The sequence below is a fragment of the Shewanella baltica genome (assembly GCF_900456975.1).
Classification (GTDB): Bacteria; Pseudomonadota; Gammaproteobacteria; order Enterobacterales; family Shewanellaceae; genus Shewanella; species Shewanella baltica.
Genome location: NZ_UGYM01000002.1, coordinates 4,333,099 through 4,350,355 on the forward strand (window position 1 = coordinate 4,333,099; position 17,257 = coordinate 4,350,355).

The 17,257-nt window shown below is 49.4% G+C and carries 14 protein-coding genes; 1 reads left to right on the forward strand and 13 read right to left on the reverse strand.

Annotated features, from left to right (window positions below; translation table 11 throughout):
- Positions 1 to 114: 114 nt before the first annotated feature.
- The 11 genes from murC to mraZ are packed head-to-tail and all read right to left on the reverse strand — an operon-like array spanning position 115 to position 12,681.
- Positions 115 to 1,581: a UDP-N-acetylmuramate--L-alanine ligase gene (murC, locus tag DYH48_RS19355; protein WP_006079895.1), complete on the reverse strand. Its 1,467-nt coding sequence runs from the start codon at positions 1,579 to 1,581 to the stop codon at positions 115 to 117.
- Between the two features lie 2 nt (positions 1,582 to 1,583).
- On the reverse strand, positions 1,584 to 2,672 hold the full coding sequence (gene murG, locus DYH48_RS19360) for an undecaprenyldiphospho-muramoylpentapeptide beta-N-acetylglucosaminyltransferase (protein ID WP_115335672.1): 1,089 nt from the start codon (positions 2,670 to 2,672) through the stop codon (positions 1,584 to 1,586).
- Entirely contained in the window at positions 2,672 to 3,883 is a 1,212-nt protein-coding gene (gene ftsW, locus DYH48_RS19365; protein ID WP_012586607.1) for a cell division protein FtsW, read from the reverse strand. Before ftsW ends, murG begins: the two co-directional genes overlap by 1 nt.
- The gene (gene murD, locus DYH48_RS19370) at positions 3,873 to 5,192 is read right to left on the reverse strand and encodes a UDP-N-acetylmuramoyl-L-alanine--D-glutamate ligase (RefSeq protein ID WP_006086698.1); all 1,320 of its coding nucleotides are present in this window, start codon (positions 5,190 to 5,192) and stop codon (positions 3,873 to 3,875) included. The genes ftsW and murD overlap by 11 nt, the downstream gene beginning before the upstream one ends.
- A gap of 6 nt (positions 5,193 to 5,198) precedes the next feature.
- Positions 5,199 to 6,281, reverse strand: a complete 1,083-nt coding sequence (gene mraY, locus DYH48_RS19375) for a phospho-N-acetylmuramoyl-pentapeptide-transferase (RefSeq protein ID WP_006079891.1) — start codon at positions 6,279 to 6,281, stop codon at positions 5,199 to 5,201.
- The gene (locus DYH48_RS19380) at positions 6,282 to 7,664 is read right to left on the reverse strand and encodes a UDP-N-acetylmuramoyl-tripeptide--D-alanyl-D-alanine ligase (protein WP_107949491.1); all 1,383 of its coding nucleotides are present in this window, start codon (positions 7,662 to 7,664) and stop codon (positions 6,282 to 6,284) included.
- Entirely contained in the window at positions 7,661 to 9,160 is a 1,500-nt protein-coding gene (murE, locus tag DYH48_RS19385) for a UDP-N-acetylmuramoyl-L-alanyl-D-glutamate--2,6-diaminopimelate ligase (RefSeq protein ID WP_115335673.1), read from the reverse strand. The genes DYH48_RS19380 and murE overlap by 4 nt, the downstream gene beginning before the upstream one ends.
- Entirely contained in the window at positions 9,157 to 10,911 is a 1,755-nt protein-coding gene (locus DYH48_RS19390) for a peptidoglycan glycosyltransferase FtsI (RefSeq protein ID WP_006079888.1), read from the reverse strand. Before DYH48_RS19390 ends, murE begins: the two co-directional genes overlap by 4 nt.
- A gap of 13 nt (positions 10,912 to 10,924) precedes the next feature.
- A complete protein-coding gene (gene ftsL, locus DYH48_RS19395) occupies positions 10,925 to 11,239 on the reverse strand; it encodes a cell division protein FtsL (RefSeq protein WP_006079887.1) in 315 nt (104 codons plus the stop codon).
- Positions 11,240 to 11,249: 10 nt separating this feature from the next.
- Complete coding sequence (gene rsmH, locus DYH48_RS19400) at positions 11,250 to 12,191, reverse strand: 16S rRNA (cytosine(1402)-N(4))-methyltransferase RsmH (RefSeq protein WP_006079886.1); 942 nt, start codon at positions 12,189 to 12,191, stop codon at positions 11,250 to 11,252.
- 31 nt (positions 12,192 to 12,222) lie between these two features.
- On the reverse strand, positions 12,223 to 12,681 hold the full coding sequence (gene mraZ / locus DYH48_RS19405; protein ID WP_011982222.1) for a division/cell wall cluster transcriptional repressor MraZ: 459 nt from the start codon (positions 12,679 to 12,681) through the stop codon (positions 12,223 to 12,225).
- A 758-nt stretch (positions 12,682 to 13,439) separates the two neighbouring features.
- On the opposite strand from mraZ, the gene DYH48_RS19410 reads away from it, so the two are divergent.
- The gene (locus tag DYH48_RS19410) at positions 13,440 to 13,769 is read left to right on the forward strand and encodes a hypothetical protein (RefSeq protein WP_006079884.1); all 330 of its coding nucleotides are present in this window, start codon (positions 13,440 to 13,442) and stop codon (positions 13,767 to 13,769) included.
- A 165-nt stretch (positions 13,770 to 13,934) separates the two neighbouring features.
- Here DYH48_RS19410 and glpK read toward each other — a convergent pair whose 3' ends face one another.
- Together glpK and DYH48_RS19420 are read right to left on the reverse strand one after the other, a co-directional pair.
- The gene (gene glpK, locus DYH48_RS19415; RefSeq protein WP_011982221.1) at positions 13,935 to 15,419 is read right to left on the reverse strand and encodes a glycerol kinase GlpK; all 1,485 of its coding nucleotides are present in this window, start codon (positions 15,417 to 15,419) and stop codon (positions 13,935 to 13,937) included.
- A 193-nt stretch (positions 15,420 to 15,612) separates the two neighbouring features.
- Positions 15,613 to 16,962, reverse strand: a complete 1,350-nt coding sequence (locus DYH48_RS19420) for an outer membrane protein transport protein (protein WP_006079882.1) — start codon at positions 16,960 to 16,962, stop codon at positions 15,613 to 15,615.
- Positions 16,963 to 17,257 lie beyond the last annotated feature (295 nt).

The window sequence follows — 17,257 nt, forward strand, 5'->3', positions numbered from 1 at the left end:
ACGCTTCATTCCACCTTTAACGACACTCATTAAAAACCACAGAAAACCGGCCATTATATAGACCAAAATCCTTTGGTCAAAATTTCCTTTTCCTCGCAGATCAAGCGCTAAAGATCAGCTTGCTTGCGCAGGTAATTCCGCAACGGCAAAGCCCAATTCTGTCGTCGCTAACAATCGCGACAGGGCGCCAATATTACCTGCACCTTGGGTGAGTAATAAATCCCCCTCTTGCAATACATCGGGCAATACCTCTGCGAGCTGATCAGGACTGGCGATAAAGATCGGATCTAACTGGCCACGCAGGCGAATTGAGCGACATAAGGCTCGGCCATCGGCACCAGTGATCGGCGCTTCACCCGCACTATAAACATCGAGCAACAGTAAACAATCCACTTGGGATAACACTTCAACAAAGTCTTCATACAAATCACGGGTACGTGTGTATCTGTGTGGCTGATACGCCATAACCAGACGCTTGTCGGGCCAACCTGCACGGGCGGCTTTAATGGTCGCGGCGACTTCACTGGGGTGATGGCCATAATCATCGACTAACATAACTTCGCCCTTAGGCGTAGCAAACTTGCCCAAATGCTGGAAACGACGACCTATACCTTGGAACTCCACTAACGCCTGAGTAATGGCGCTGTCGTCGATTTCATCTTCGGTCGCGACCGCAATCGCAGCCAAGGCATTAAGCACGTTATGTTGACCCGGCAAGTTAAGCACCAGATCGAGATCCGCTTTACCTTTACGTCTTACAGTGAAACGACACTGATGCCCTTGCTGACTGAAATTCAGCGCTTGCACGTCCGCATCGTCACTAAAACCGTAGGTCACGAGTTGACGACCAATCCGCGGCATGATTTCACGCACTACAGCATCGTCGATACACACAACTGCGACACCGTAGAACGGCAAGTTATGTAGGAAATCCACGAAGGTCGATTTCAATTTTTCGAAATCACCGCCATAGGTATCCATGTGATCGGCTTCAATGTTAGTTACCACACTGACCATAGGCTGCAAATGCAGGAAGCTCGCATCGCTCTCATCGGCCTCGGCAATCAAGTAACGGCTGGTGCCTAATCTGGCATTAGTACCGGCACTATTGAGCAAGCCACCAATCACGAAGGTAGGATCCCGTCCCGCTTGACCGTACACGCTGGCGATAAGGCTCGTTGTCGTCGTTTTACCATGGGTGCCGGCAATCGCGACCCCATGACGGTAGCGCATCAACTCGGCTAGCATTTCGGCGCGACGCACGATAGGAATACGTAATTCTTTGGCAGCAAGGATTTCTGGGTTTTCCAGATTAATCGCCGTGGAGACCACGACCACATCCACTTGCTGCACGTTTTCGGCAGCATGACCAATTTGGATCTTGGCACCGAGCAAACACAATCGGTCGGTCACAGCATTTTGCGCGATATCCGAACCACTCACCTGATAGCCTTCGTTCACTAACACTTCGGCGATCCCGCCCATGCCCGCGCCGCCAATGCCGACGAAGTGAATACGCTTAATACGGCGCATTTCTGGGATCATGCTTCTCAGTTGTGCATATCTTTCTGTCTTAGTCATGCTTATCCTTTCTCAGCAAGGCTGATGCACACTGCGGCAACTTGTTCAGTCGCATCCAGTACGGCAACGTCTCTCGCTCTTTGGCCCATACGGGCTAATTCTGTTCTGTCATTGGCAAGCAGTTGTAATTTGCCCGCCAGTTTATTCACGTCCAAGATGGCCTGTGGCAATAGGAAAGCTGCGCCAGCCTCAACCAATACTTGACCGTTACGGGTTTGGTGATCATCCACCGCATGGGGATAAGGCACCAGAATACTCGGTAGCCCCACCGCCGCTAACTCAGACACCGTCAGCGCTCCGGAGCGGCACAATACCACATCAGCCCAGCGATAAGCGGCTTCCATGTCGTCGATAAACTCGGCGATATTCACGCCGCCATCTTGCCCATGTTGCTGATAAGCCGCCTTCACGCCCGCAAGATTATCTTTACCCACTTGATGCCATACCGTAACGGACTGCTGCTGACTCAGAATCGCAACCGCTTCAGGCATCAGATCGTTAAAGACTTTGGCGCCAAGGCTGCCACCGACAACTAATACTTTTAAGGCTTCATCAGCCTCTGGCTTTGGTTCTGCGCCTAAGGCAATCAATTCTTGGCGAATCGGATTACCAACAACCTTGGCCTTCACTGTGGTAAAGGTATTTTTAAAGGCACATAACACTTGCGTCGCAATCCGCGACAACAACTTGTTCGTCATCCCTGGGATGGCATTTTGCTCATGTAGTACCAATGGAATACCGGCTAATCTTGCCGCCACACCACCTGGGCCACTGGCGAATCCGCCCATGCCAAGCACGACATCGGGTTTAAACTCAGCAATAACGGCCTTAGCCTGCAATATTGAGCGCACCACTTTAAAGGGCGCCGCGAGTTTACGTATCAAACCATTGCCGCGCACACCTTTGATATCGATGAAATCAATATCAAATCCATACTGGGGCACTAAACGCGCCTCCATACGATCGGCCGTGCCTAACCAACGCACTTGCCAACCCTGTTGAGCTAGATACTTAGCCACTGCCAGCGCCGGGAACACATGTCCTCCCGTACCACCCGCCATGACTAAAATACGTTTTCCTGCTGGGGTCATCACTTCAATCTCCCTTGCACGGCCTGAACTAATGTCATGCGCCGTTCGTAATCAATGCGTAGCAACATCATGGCTGCCGCCGTCATGACCCATAAACTACTGCCGCCGTAGCTGATAAAAGGCAATGTCAGTCCTTTGGTCGGTAACATGCCGATACTCGCGCCGACATTAACCACAGTCTGGAAACATACCCAAATACCAATGGCGTAACCTAAATAACCTTCGAAGGGCTTATCCATGGCTAAGCACAAATTGCCCAAACGAATCGATCTCAGTGCCACAAACAGCAGCACAGATAACACGGCGATAATACCGATAAAACCTAATTCTTCGCCGATCACGGCGAAGATAAAGTCAGTGTGCGCTTCGGGCAGATATTCTAATTTCTGAATACTGTTGCCCAGCCCTTGGCCGAACCAATCGCCACGGCCATAGGCCATCAAAGATTGCGTCAACTGGTAACCGCTACCGAAGGGATCTTGCCAAGGATCCATAAACGATGTCACTCGTCGCATACGGTAAGGTTCTAACAACACCAAAGCCACAAACGCCAACACACCGGCAAAAATCAGGGCGAAGAAGTCGAGCAAACGTGCACCCGCTAAAAACAGCAGCCCAACGGTACCGACGAACAACACCACAACCGTCCCTAAGTCGGGCTGCATCAAAATCAGCACAGCGTAAATGGCAAATACCGCAATCGGTTTATAGAAACCCTTAGCGTTCTCGCGCACTTCCTGATGACGACGCACTAAATAGCCCGCCATGTAGATGGCAAAAGCAAACTTAGCGACTTCCGCCACTTGGATGCGAATTGGGCCGATCGATAACCAACGCGTCGCGCCGTTTACCGTAGTACCGACCACTAAAACCGCCAGCAACATCAAGCCCACAACCAATAGCAACATGGGGCTCCAGCGCTGCCAAGTTTGCATTTCAACTCTTAATACAAATGCCGCAATGACTAAGCAACCCACTAAATAACCCACATGGCGAGTCATAAAATAAAACGGGTTACCCGTGAGCGTTTGCGCTTCTGGCATTGAGGCCGACATCACCATCACAAAGCCAAAGCCAATCAAAGACAACACAGCCGCGAGCAAAGCACGGTCGTACAATTGCACGCCCGGCACTTCGGTATCACGTTGCCAATTGGGCATTGCAGAACGCAAACGCCCAAATAGGCTGAGTTGTCTTACATCACTCGCCATTGAGTTGCTCCACAAGGTTTCTAAAATCGTCACCTCGAGCCATAAAGTTACTGTACATATCTAAACTGGCGCAGGCTGGCGACAATAAAACGATATCGCCAGAGGTCGCCAATTCAGCGGCTTTAGCCACCGCAGCCGCCATAGTCTCGACTCTGACCGCGCCGTCTTTTAAGGCGGCAATCTTTTTGCCATCACGACCTAAGGTAATGAGATGTGTTACTTTCGCTAACGCCACGCCTAAAGGTTTAAAATCAGCACCTTTACCGTCACCGCCAGCAATCAAAATAATATCGCCTAAGTGATCACTCAAACCATCGAGCGCGGCAACTGTGGCACCGACGTTCGTCGCTTTCGAGTCATTGACATAGGTCACGCCATTCTTAATCCCAACCACTTCACAGCGATGGGATAAGCCGGTAAAGCTACGCGCCACTTTTGCCATCACCTGCTTATCAACACCGACAACATCCACAAGCGCCATTGCTGCGAGTAGGTTGGCATGGTTATGGCTACCAATCAGGGAGACTTCAGTGATCGGCATGATTTCGCTGCTGCCGTGATAAATCTTGCTGTCGCTGATACCCCATTCGTCCGCTTCTGGCGCAGCTAAACCAAAACTGTTTTGGTTCATTGGCTCTGGCGGTACGGTCAGTTTATCGTCGCGATTAAACAGCACGGCGCGGCTTTGTTTGTATAAACGTAATTTAGCTTCGCGGTAGGCAGCGATATCGCTGTATCTGTCCATGTGGTCTTCGCTGATATTCAAACAGGTCGCCACCACACACTTAAGGCTATGGGTGGTTTCCAATTGAAAGCTCGACAACTCAAGCACAAATAAGTCGGCATTTTCATGCAGTAAATCCAGCGCAGGCACACCGATATTGCCACCAACGGCAACGGCAATACCCGCTTCCCTTGCCATTTCGCCCACAAGCGTAGTGACAGTTGATTTACCGTTAGAGCCAGTAATACCGATAACGCAAGGTTTACGGTCAGCAATCTCACGGGCAAATAGCTCCACATCGCCAATCACTTCGATGCCCATATCCACAGCGGCACGCACCTCTGGGGTATAAGTGGCAATGCCGGGACTGATAATGATCTGCGTCGCTTGCACGAGATAACGGCAATCGAATCCGCCAGAAATCAGCTTCACATCAGGAAAAGACGTCGCTAATGTTTCGGCGCCCGGAGGCTGCCGACGACTGTCCATCACCAATGGCGTAATGCCCTTTCCACACAAATAGCGCACGACGGACAAACCCGTTGCTCCTAAACCTAACACTATGTGTGAATACTGATTTTGCATAACCAATTACCTTAACTTCAACGTGGCTAAGCCAAGTAAGACGAGGAATATCGAGATAATCCAAAAACGCACTATCACTCGAGGTTCAGGCCAGCCTTTTAACTCATAGTGATGGTGTATCGGCGCCATGCGGAAAATACGCTGGCCGCGTAACTTGTACGAACCCACCTGCAGGATGACTGACAGGGTTTCCATCACGAACACACCGCCCATGATCACTAACAAAATTTCTTGGCGAACGAGCACTGCAATTGTGCCCAGTGCAGCACCTAATGACAGTGAACCCACATCGCCCATGAAGACTTGCGCGGGGTAAGTGTTGAACCACAAAAAGCCCAGACCCGCACCGACAATGGCGGTACAGACAATCACAAGCTCACCCGAGCCAGGTAAATGCGGAATATGTAAGTAGTTCGCAAACTGCGCGTGACCCGATAAATAAGCAATCAAGGCAAACGCCGCCGCGACCATTACCGTCGGCATAATGGCCAAACCGTCGAGGCCGTCGGTTAAGTTCACCGCATTGCTCGAACCCACAATCGTGAAGTACGCCAATACGATAAAGACGGCGCCAAGTTGCGGCATCACGTCTTTAAAGAAAGGCACCACTAACTGGGTTTCACCTGGATTTGCCGCTGTGGCATACAGGAAAAAAGCAATGAGCAGCGCAGCTAAAGATTGCAGAATGTACTTCCAGCGCGCGATCAAACCTTTAGTGTCTTTACGCACCACTTTGCGGTAATCGTCGATAAAGCCGATCAAACCGAAACTGCCGAGCACAAACAACATCACCCACACATAGCGGCTACCGAGATCGCCCCACAGCAATACGCTGATGAAGATGGCGGCTAATATCAGCAAGCCACCCATAGTCGGCGTGCCACGCTTACTAAAATGTGATTCTGGACCATCGTTACGCACGACCTGACCAATTTGCAGTAATTGCAAACGCTCGATCAGTTTAGGGCCAAACCATAAGCTAAAAACCAATGCGGTTAATAAGCCTAAAATGGCTCGAAACGTTACATAGGAAAACACGTTAAACCCGGTATGAAAACGGGTTAAATACTCGGCCAGATATACCAGCATTTACACTAACTCCCCACGCCCGAAGGCTACTGTTAGTCCATCCACGACCCGCTCCATGGCGGCGCTACGTGAACCTTTAACGAGAACCGTTACCTGTCCCGGTAACTGGTTAATATGCTTTATGAGTTTTTCTACTAACGTCGCCACACTGTCATAGTGCTCCGCACCGAAAGCTTGGCTCGTATGCTGACTTAACGTTCCGGTGCAAAACAAGGCATCTATCCCCTGTTGCTTGGCCAGTTGCCCTAGTTCAGCGTGTAAAAGGGGCGCATTGTCGCCTAATTCTCCTAAATCTCCCAGTACCAGACAGCGATTTTCAGAAATTTCCTTTAACCAAGCGATTGCCGCCCCAACGGACACAGGATTCGCGTTATAGCTATCGTCGATTAGACGTACGCGTCCCAATTGACTCGGCTGCATACGCCCTTTCACTGGCGTTAGTTGGCTTAAGCCTTCGGCGATCTCTGTCAAACTTAATCCCAAGGCAATACAAACACTTGCAGCGGCGAGTGCATTACTCACCTGATGGCGACCCGCCAGCGGTAGTACCACTTGGCAAGATTCACCTGAGTAATTGAGCATAAAACGATAGCAACCATCGGCATTGGTCTTATGACCTGTAGCGATGACGTCGATATGACGTTTAGCGGCGCCATCTTGCTGGGAGAAGCTCAGTTGCTTATAAGGTCTTGCCTTAACGCTCATAAAATCGGCGAAGGCATCATCGGCGTTGATGATGGCGGTGCCATCGGCCTGCAGATGATTAAAAATTTCCGACTTAGCCTGCGCGACACCCGCCTGCGATCCAAATCCTTCTAAATGGGCACTGCCGACGTTATTCACCAGCGCCACGTTCGGACGCACGAGTCCTGAGGTGTAATCAATTTCACCTTTATGGTTAGCCCCGAGCTCGAATATCCCAAACTCATCCGCTGGCGTTAAACGCAGCAAGGTAAGCGGCACACCGATTTCATTATTGAAGTTACCAGCGGTATAGAGGATTTGATGCTTTGCCGACAGAATGGTCGCGATCATTTCCTTCACGCTAGTCTTGCCGTTTGAGCCTGTTAACGCCACGCAAATGGGATTGATTTGGTCACGGACATAAGCCCCTATCGCGCCCATGGCTTTTTGGCAATCGGGCACAATCAGCTGCGGAATATCAAAGGCTAACTCGCGCTCGACCATTAACGCCGCGGCGCCGTTCTCAATAGCGGTAGCAGCAAAATCATGGCCATCAAAACGCTCACCCTTTAAGGCTACAAACAGGGTTGCAGCGCCGATTTTGCGGCTATCACTGCTTAAATCTTCGATGGTGACGTCGTCACCGACTCGAAACGTACCTAAGTGTTGACTTAGGGTCTCGAGAGAAAGAGGGATCATCTTGATTGCTCCGATAACTGGCGTGCCAGGGCGCGTTCATCATAGTCATGACGCACACCTGCCGCCTCTTGGTAAGTTTCGTGGCCTTTGCCCGCCAGCAAGATCACATCGCCAGGTTTCGCCAATGCCACAACCTCTTTAATTGCTGCGATACGGTCAACCTGAGTCAATGCCTGCTGAGGGTGGGTTAGCCCTTGGATAATATCGGTAATAATTTGCGCGGGGTCTTCACTACGCGCATTGTCGCTCGTCACCATAATGCGGTCAGCATACTGTTCTGCAGCTTGGCCCATCAAAGGACGCTTGCCCTTATCACGGTCGCCACCACACCCAAATACGCACCATAAATCACCGACACAATGTCGACGTAGCGCGTTTAACGCTTGTTCAATCGCATCTGGCGTATGGGCATAATCGACCACTAAGGTGATGTTATTAGCAGTTGTGAAACGCTCCATACGACCTGCAACGGGCGTTAGGTATTGCACTTGCTCGGCTAACGCTTTCATATCAAAACCTTGCAGATACAAGGCTGAGAGCGCCGCAAGTAAATTAGAAAGATTAAAGGCACCAAGTAGTGGGGAGTGAATTTGAGTTTCGCCCTCGGGCCAGACTAAGGTTGTACTGACGCCTTGATCGTCAAACTTGGCATTTTTACTATAAAAAGCCGCACCTTGATGATCTTCAATACTAAAGCCCCACATTTGCGCAGGCACAGATTTAAGTTCAGTCAACCAAGATGCGCCAACTGCGTCGTCGAGATTCAATAAACCGTGACCTAAGGTGCTGAAACGAAATAGGCTTTGCTTAGCGGCGGCATAGCTTTCCATGTCGCCGTGGTAATCGAGGTGATCCCGCGTCAGATTGGTAAACACGGCAACATCGAAGGGGACTGCATCGACGCGGCCTTGCACTAAGCCGTGGCTCGACACTTCCATGGCGCAGACACTCGCGCCTATGGCTTCAAAGTCATGCAACTGACGCATTAGGGTAATAGCATCGGCTGTGGTATTGCCGCTATCGACGAGCTCGCCCCAGAGACCATTGCCAAGGGTGCCCATCACGGCGGCTTTGCGGCCGAGCGACGTTATCAGCTGGGCAATCAGTTGACTTGTCGAGGTTTTACCATTGGTGCCAGTAATACCAATCACCCCAAGGGATGTTGTCGCAGACTGATGCGCTAAGGGATAACGCTGGGCTGCGATGGCTGATACTTGGCGACTCAACTGGAAGAAATAAATCTGCACGCCGTGCTCGGCATTATCGCTGTGCAACACTTTGCCATGCTGATCAGCATCATCCGTGTGGACTAATACGGCTGCGGCACCTAAATCTAAGGCTTTTTCAATAAACTGTCTGCCATCGACCTTATGTCCTGGCAGCGCCAAAAACACATCGCCGCGACGTATTGCGCGGCTATCTAAGGTCAAATCGTTGAAGGACTGCGCGCCGGCATAATGCAGCCAAGGCGCAAGCAGATCCCGTAATAACATCATTCTGCTCTCCCGGCGGCAATACCCGCCAATTGCACTTGTTCTTTATCGGTAATGGGTTCAACGTTTAACATTTGCAGTGCGCCAGACATGACTTTGGCAAATGCCGGCCCCGCCACTGAACCACCATAATAGAGATCGCCCTTAGGCTCGTTCACGACCACCACTATCGCTAACTTAGGATTATTCGCCGGTGCAACACCTGCAAATAAAGCAACATAATCATCACCATAACCGCCAGCAACCGCCTTACGACTGGTGCCTGACTTGCCCGCAACCGGATAACCGTCAATATGCGCCAAGGTGCCGGTGCCACCTTTTTCTGTCACGCCGACCAGCATTTGCATCACATCGTGGGCCACATCTTCAGAAATGACTCGCTCACCGACGGGGGGCTTTTTCAGTTTCATAATTGAGACGGGGAATAAGGTGCCGCCATTGCCTAAAGTGGCATACATGCGCGCAAGTTGCAGTGTGGTTGCCGTTAAACCGTAACCGAAGGACAAGGTGGCGCGCTCAAAGTCAGACCAACGGTGGCGGTCTTGAATAACCCCCGCGCTTTCACCCGTAAGGTTGATCCCTGAGAAGCTCCCAAGCCCCATAGATTGATAGGTGCCGAGTAACTGCTGCACCGGAATAGATAAGGCCAATTTACTGATGCCGACGTTACTGGATTTAGCCAGAATACGCGCCAAACTCATGTCGCCGTAGTTGGCAGGGTCGCGCACTTGGCGGCCGCCTAAACGCATCCAACCCGGTGAAGTGGCAATAATGTCGGTCGATTTAACTGTGCCCGCTTCAAGCGCCGCAGCCACTACAAAGGGCTTAATGGTCGAACCTGGCTCGAAGGTATCTGTCATCGCGCGGTTACGCATTCTGAAGGTTTGCAGATTGTCGCGCGCATTGGGGTTGTACGATGGCGTATTCACCATAGCCAAGACTTCACCAGTGTGAATATCGAGTACGACGATGGAACCTGAGGTCGCTTGGTTCATTTCTGTGGTGCGTTTCAGCTCGCGGTACGCTAACTGCTGAATCCGTTGATCTATGCTGAGCACAAGATCATTCGGGCTTTCGCCTTCTTGGATAATATCGAGGCGCTCAACCACATGACCGTCGCGGGATTTACGCACTTTCTGTTTTGAAGGCGTGCCCGTTAGCCAGCTGTTATAAGCATTTTCTACGCCTTCAATCCCAACATCATCAATGTTTGTGATACCGATAAGCTGAGCAGTGATTTCACCACCAGGGTAATAGCGGCGGGATTCAGATTTAAGGAAAACACCGGGTAATTTCAGCTGAGTGATGTAGTCCGCGACCGCGGGAGTAATTTGGCGTTTTAAGTAGGTAAAGCGTTTGGTGGGATTACTGCGCACCCGATCTAATATGTCTTCTACGGGTTCATGCAACACATCAGCTAAAGCTTGCCAGCGGCGCATATCCGCAAAGCCATTGTTATCGTTAACTTGTTTAGGATCGGCCCAAACGGCACGCACTGGCACACTGACGGCCAACATGTCGCCATTGCGATCGGTGATCAAACCACGCTGCACCTCACGGCTCGTGGTCCGTAAAGTACGCATATCGCTTTCATGGCGTAATTTGTCAGGTTCGATAATTTGAATGTAGGCTGCGCGTCCCACTAGGCTGCAAAATAGCGTACACACAAACCCCACCACTACGTATAAACGCCAATGGATTAGTTGTGGTTTCTGCGGTTTGCTTACCCGTTTGATTTTCGCTTGCCTAGTCATATCTTCCCTATACTCACGGCACCTTTACCACAACTTCTTCGCTGGGTAACGGACGACTCATGTTGAGTTCCTTAGAGGCAATGCGCGTAATACGACTGTGTTCAGTCTGCGATTGCTCTTCTAATAATAAATTGCGCCACTCAATATCTAATCTGTCTCGCTCTTGCAGTAACTGGTCCCACTGGGTCGTTAGTTGGCGGCTAATATGGCTGCCATAAACAACCGCGACCGCATTGCAGAGCACGAGCAGAGCTAATAACAAGATCCATTTGTGCAGCCATAAATCGTGTAAGACGATCCGTGGCAGATTGATCGAGGGCTTACTCACAGTGCGCCCCTTAGTAATCTAAACGCTCGGCAATGCGTAACACTGAGCTGCGAGCTCTGGCATTGCGTTCGATTTCTTCGTCGGATGGCATAATCGCCTTGCCCACGGCGCGTAACTTACGCGACTTGTTAATTTGATCTTCAGTGACCGGAAAACCGTGCGGCACACTTTCGCCTTGGCTATGGCGGCGAATAAAGCGCTTCACGATACGATCTTCTAAAGAGTGGAAACTGATGACCGACAAGCGCCCTTGGGGAGCCAGTACATTGACGGCACCTTCAAGCGCTTGATCAATTTGATCTAATTCACTGTTGATATAAATACGTATGGCCTGAAACACCCGAGTCGCAGGGTGCTTATTGCGTTCTTTACTTTTAGTGATACGCGCGATCAAATCGGCTAAATCTTTAGTTCGTAAAAACGGCGTTTTATCACGATCCGCAGCGATACAACGAGCAATATGACGGGCGTTTTTCTCTTCGCCATAGGTCTTAAATACCCAAGCCATATCCTCAATTTCTGCGCGTGCTAACCACTGAGCAGCTGTTTGGCCTTGGCTGTTATCCATCCGCATATCGAGCGGGCCATCACGCATAAAACTAAAACCACGTTCGGCATCGTCAAGCTGAGGTGAAGACACACCTAAATCGAGTAATACGCCATCAATTTTGCCCACAAGCCCAAGCTCTTCGACATAATCGGCTAATTGGCCAAAACCACCATGCACGATTTGAAAGCGTGGATCGTCAGCAAATTGTTTTGCCGCTTCAATCGCTTGAGGGTCACGGTCGATTGCGATCAATCGGCCGTTTTCACCGAGTTGCTGCAACACTTGTCTTGAATGACCACCGCGGCCGAACGTGCCATCGATATAGATGCCATCGTCTTTGATGTTTAAACCGCCAACCGTTTCTGCTAGCAGCACGGATAAATGGGCAAATTCCTGACTCATTACTCTCTTCTTATTTAGTTATCGCGACTCGTTAAAGTGAAAAATCCGCGAGACGCTCGTTACTAGCAAGCTCCTCACTTCGAATCGTTTCCTGACACTCATCGATTTGCTGCAGCCAAGATTGCTCATCCCACAGCTCAAATTTGTTCAATTGCCCCACCAGCATGATGCGCTTATCTAAATTGGCATATTGCCTTAGCGGTGGCGGCAGTAATATGCGCCCATTACCGTCAAGCTCCACTTCGTGGGCGTAACCGAGTAACAGACGTTTTAACGATCTCTGGGTTTTATCGGTATCGGAAAGCTTTAACAACTTAGCTTCGATCAATTCCCATTCATGGATTGGATACAAGAGTAAACAGGCGGATTGGATGTCGACGGTAATCACGATGCGGCCTTGGTGCTCAAGCTGCAAAGGTTCGCGGTATCGCACTGGAATAGCGATCCGTCCCTTTGTATCTAAGTTGATAGCACTGGCTCCACGAAACACGCTAATTCATCCTTTCCTGTGATTCTTGATCCACAAATATCCACTATTTCCCACAACTGCTAAGTTTAGGGACAGTCGACAAGCAATGTCAAGGGATGGGATCCTTTTATAAATCCAGTCGGCAAGCGGGTTAGCAGCATGTTGAGCACTTAACCTAGCGACAAACTTTTGACATGAAAGACCACGAGAGATCGACTAAACAGAAGAAACTACAGGAATAAAATGCGCCGAAATATTCAGCAACCTTTTGCTTTCAGGCGCTTGCGATGAAAAAAATAGGGGATTAATTCTGTATTTGTGGGATTTTACGGGTCGAGGAATAACCTTAAACCCAAAAAAGTAACAAAATAAACTTAAATTCAACCTTATTAGACAGTCAAAAAAGAGTTGGATTTAGCACGAAAATCTAAATAATTATCCGAAATAAAGACGATCATCTTTTTGCAGATGATTGAATATTAATGTCACGATTGCGAGAAAGCTCAACTTTCCCACTCCAAATCCCGTAAAAGCACCACGCGAATCCAACAATTCACCTCAATTTTGCATTCGCTACTATTGTTCCTTCTCAACCACTATTGATTCCTTCTCAAGCACTGTAGTTCCTTCACAATAAGTGCCGCTTTGGTTAGCATCGATTGCTCGTGCTTAGATCTTAACCCACCTCATTCGCCTTAACGACTTAAACCGCGTATAGTCTAAATATTGACCGACTCCTGCCGATAACATGTTAAGAGGTGTAATAACAAGGAGGCGTTATGAGTGGATTGGATAGCATTTATGCCATGCTGGCGCAGCCAGTGAAAGCCGTGTTGCACCCTAAACGGGTCGTCGACCAAGTGAGTAGTGCCACCGCAAATGCCCCCGATAGCCATGAAACACCGCAGTCACAGTTACCCCCAACGTTAGAAGGGCGCGACGCGAAAGTCAGGGAGAGACGCAAAGATGCTGATAACAATAAGAATAAGAAACGCCGTGCATCGGATGAGCCTGAAGAATTAAAAGAAGGTGTCGTGCTTGAAGTCACCGACGATACCGCGGAAATCAAAAAGCCACCGAGCCAACATATTATTGATGTTGAAGTATAAATCCGTATTGATATAAACGGAAAAGGCGCAATCCTATTGGATTAGCGCCTTTTTATTCACCACAATCGAGTCATATTTCAAACCAACTCAAACTCAAACTTACATATCAAATTTAAGCATGCCTCAAGTCAAAGAACTCAAATTGAGTAGCTTAAGTCGAATAGCTTAGGCGCGAGTTCTGGCAACGGCATCCTGCCAACCTGCGTATAACCGCACCCGAGTCTCGGCATCAATATTGGGGATAAAATGCTTATCGATACAAGCTTTATGTTCAAGCTCTATGACACTCTCCCAAAAGCCCACCGCCAACCCAGCTAAAAATGCCGCGCCCAAAGCCGTTGTCTCACAAACACTCGGCCTTAGTACTTCGACATCGGTGATATCGGCTTGAAACTGCATCAAAAAATCATTGGCGACCGCGCCGCCATCCACCTTCAAACGCTTAAGGCTAACGCCACTGTCTTTGGTCATGGCATCGAGTAAATCTTTACTCTGATAAGCAATGGATTCTAACGCCGCCCGAATAATATGATTACGGTTGGCGCCACGGGTTAAACCAAAGAGTGCGCCACGGGCATTGGGATCCCAATAGGGCGCACCGAGTCCCACAAAGGCTGGCACCAGATATACGCCATTGGTATCAGCAACCTTAGAGGCAAAATACTCAGTATCACTGGCGTCACGAATAAGCCCCAGTTCATCCCGCAGCCATTGAATAGTCGCGCCACCCATGAAGACTGAACCTTCGAGGGCATAGTTCACTTCGCCCTTCGGTCCCACGGCAACTGTGGTCAGTAACCCATGGTTAGAGCGCACCGCTTTGGTCCCGGTATTCATCAATAAAAAACAACCAGTGCCATAGGTATTCTTCGCCATGCCGGGCTCGACACACAGCTGGCCAAAAAGCGCCGCTTGTTGGTCGCCTGCCATCCCTGCGACTTGAATTTCACTGCCTTCACCGGCAATCCGCGTAGTGCCATACACGCTGCAGGAAGGCTTAACTTCGGGCAACAAAGACAAGGGAATGTCTAAAGCTTCAAGTAACTTGTTATCCCAAGTCAGGCTATGGATATTAAACAGCATAGTACGGGCGGCATTGGTGGGATCGGTGACATGCACTTTGCCCTCGGTTAACTTCCACACTAGCCAAGTATCGATAGTGCCGAACAACAACTCACCGCGCTCGGCTTGCGCACGGGCATTGGGCACATTATCTAGAATCCACTTGATCTTAGTGCCTGAAAAATAAGGGTCGAGTAACAGGCCTGTGTTTTCACGGACATACTCTTCTAATCCTTGAGCTTTGAGTTGCTCACAAATTTCAGAGCTACGACGGCACTGCCACACAATCGCGTTATAGATAGGTTTACCTGTGGCTTTCTCCCAAATGACTGTAGTTTCCCGCTGATTGGTAATGCCAATCGCGGCCACTTCATCGCTGTGGATCCCCGCGCGCGCCAGCACTTCAACTAACACTGAACTTTGGCTTGCCCAGATCTCCATGGGATCATGCTCGACCCAACCCGGATTTGGATACAACTGGGTGAATTCCCGCTGGGACACGCTGACAATGTTTGCGTCGTGATCGAACACTATCGCCCTTGAGCTGGTCGTGCCTTGATCTAAGGCCACCACGTATTTTTTCTGCACGCTACTATCCTATCTGAACTCTCCGCCGCCTTTTTATGCCGGTGAGAGTTAACATGATCCACTACTTATGCAATGAATATATTCGCAATTTTCTGCCGTGACCAGCAAGCAAGCCGAAAAACAAAATAACGCCACCATGCTATAGCCATAAAAAAGCCCTGAAGATTCAGGGCTTTTTTAAACTACGTAGAACTTACATCTTGTAGCTCATCTGGATACCCGCAAGCCACACATCGCCGCTCGCTTCACCGTTAAAGTTAACGGCCGCTAAGCCCAGTAGATTTTGCTGTTCGTTGATTGGCGCATCGCCTGTTGCTTTGATATACGTCACCGCAAAATCAACATTCAGATTCTTAGTCGCCTGATAACCGGCGCCGACAGAGAACCACAGACGGTCAGAGTCTGGAATTGTAGTTGTGCGCCACTCGTCATTTGCTGCCGTTTTATCTAAAGCGACACCGGCACGCACTAACCAGTCATTATTCACTTGATAAGTGGTTCCCAGCGCGAAACGCCAGTTATCTTCAAAGTGTTCTTCTTTAACTAAATCAGACTCTAAATCGCCCTTAGGTTTAACGTCACCAGGGAAATAAGCCACCAGCTGATCAAATACACTCCAATCTGTCCAGTTCACGCTCGCGTGCATGGCCCAGTTATCGGTCAATTGATGATGGGAAGCAATTTCTGCAAAGGCGGGCAATTCAAGGGGTAAATAACCTTCGATAGACACATCTTGGCCGCCGGTATACAAGACGCCAGAAGCATGACCATCTAAGTCCAATTGCACGCCGCTGTGATACGCAAAGCCTAAACGGTGAGCCGGATTGATCTGCCAGCTTGCACCTAACTGCCAGCCGTAACCCACATCATCACCCTTCATGCTTTTCAGCTCAGTGCCACCAGGAGGTAACATTGCCTGCACAGGAGCCGGCAGAGCCGGTTTGATGCCATCGACCCAACCGGGCAATGACGCACCAATTTCGCCTTCACCATAAACGATACGTACACCAGCACCGACGCTAACAGCATCATTGATGCGGTACGCAATATTTGGATTAAACTCAACGGTTGTAACCGAAGTCTTGTTACCAAAAATAGCCGCGGCGTGAGTCGCAGGTAATTCAGTGGCTAGACCATAGTTAGAATTTACCGCTAGGCCCCAAGTCCATTGATCATTTAACTGATTTGAGTAATAAAAGTTTGGCACCAGTGCGTCATCGGCCACATCCAGTGCATCGCCACCTTTCATAACAACAGGATCTGGGCCAAGCAACGGCGAGCTAATGCTGACATCGCCAGTCACATCGACGTTTGGCATGACATAAATACCACCCGTCGATAACTGACGACCTTCGAGATAAGTCAACATGGCTGGATTACGTGCTTGAGCCGAAGCGTTATCCGCCATAGCCGCTTCACCGGCAAAGGCGCGGCCTAAGCCTGTGGCAGAATATTCGGCTAATTGAAAACCAGCGGCATGGAGTTGAGTCGTTGAACTTAACAAGGCTGCAGTGACAGCCAAAGTCAGAAGACGTTTTTGCATCGTTATTCTCTAATAATATTATTGTTATCTGTACTACTTAAATTAGTACTGCGGCGTTCAGGCAAAATAGAGCAAACACTCCATATTGAATGCGAAGCAGTTTACTTATGCAGAAGATGTTTGCAACCAAAGGAGATAAAACAGACAAAAACTCTAGCTAACGATGACTTTAAAACAGATTTAGTGACCAATATCACTATTTAAACAAAACTCAGCCTATATTCGCCCAGTTACTATTCGCAACGCTGATTAACTCAACATGGTTAAATAAAAAAATAACCATAATAAACAACAA

Bases quoted from the DNA above. Each gene is read 5' to 3' on its own strand.
- murC (WP_006079895.1), bottom strand. From the start codon at position 1,581: ATGACTAAGACAGAAAGATATGCACAACTGAGAAGCATGATCCCAGAA.
- murG (WP_115335672.1), bottom strand. From the start codon at position 2,672: ATGACCCCAGCAGGAAAACGTATTTTAGTCATGGCGGGTGGTACGGGA.
- ftsW (WP_012586607.1), bottom strand. From the start codon at position 3,883: ATGGCGAGTGATGTAAGACAACTCAGCCTATTTGGGCGTTTGCGTTCT.
- murD (WP_006086698.1), bottom strand. From the start codon at position 5,192: ATGCAAAATCAGTATTCACACATAGTGTTAGGTTTAGGAGCAACGGGT.
- mraY (WP_006079891.1), bottom strand. From the start codon at position 6,281: ATGCTGGTATATCTGGCCGAGTATTTAACCCGTTTTCATACCGGGTTT.
- DYH48_RS19380 (WP_107949491.1), bottom strand. From the start codon at position 7,664: ATGATCCCTCTTTCTCTCGAGACCCTAAGTCAACACTTAGGTACGTTT.
- murE (WP_115335673.1), bottom strand. From the start codon at position 9,160: ATGATGTTATTACGGGATCTGCTTGCGCCTTGGCTGCATTATGCCGGC.
- DYH48_RS19390 (WP_006079888.1), bottom strand. From the start codon at position 10,911: ATGACTAGGCAAGCGAAAATCAAACGGGTAAGCAAACCGCAGAAACCA.
- rsmH (WP_006079886.1), bottom strand. From the start codon at position 12,191: ATGAGTCAGGAATTTGCCCATTTATCCGTGCTGCTAGCAGAAACGGTT.
- DYH48_RS19410 (WP_006079884.1), top strand. From the start codon at position 13,440: ATGAGTGGATTGGATAGCATTTATGCCATGCTGGCGCAGCCAGTGAAA.
- DYH48_RS19420 (WP_006079882.1), bottom strand. From the start codon at position 16,962: ATGCAAAAACGTCTTCTGACTTTGGCTGTCACTGCAGCCTTGTTAAGT.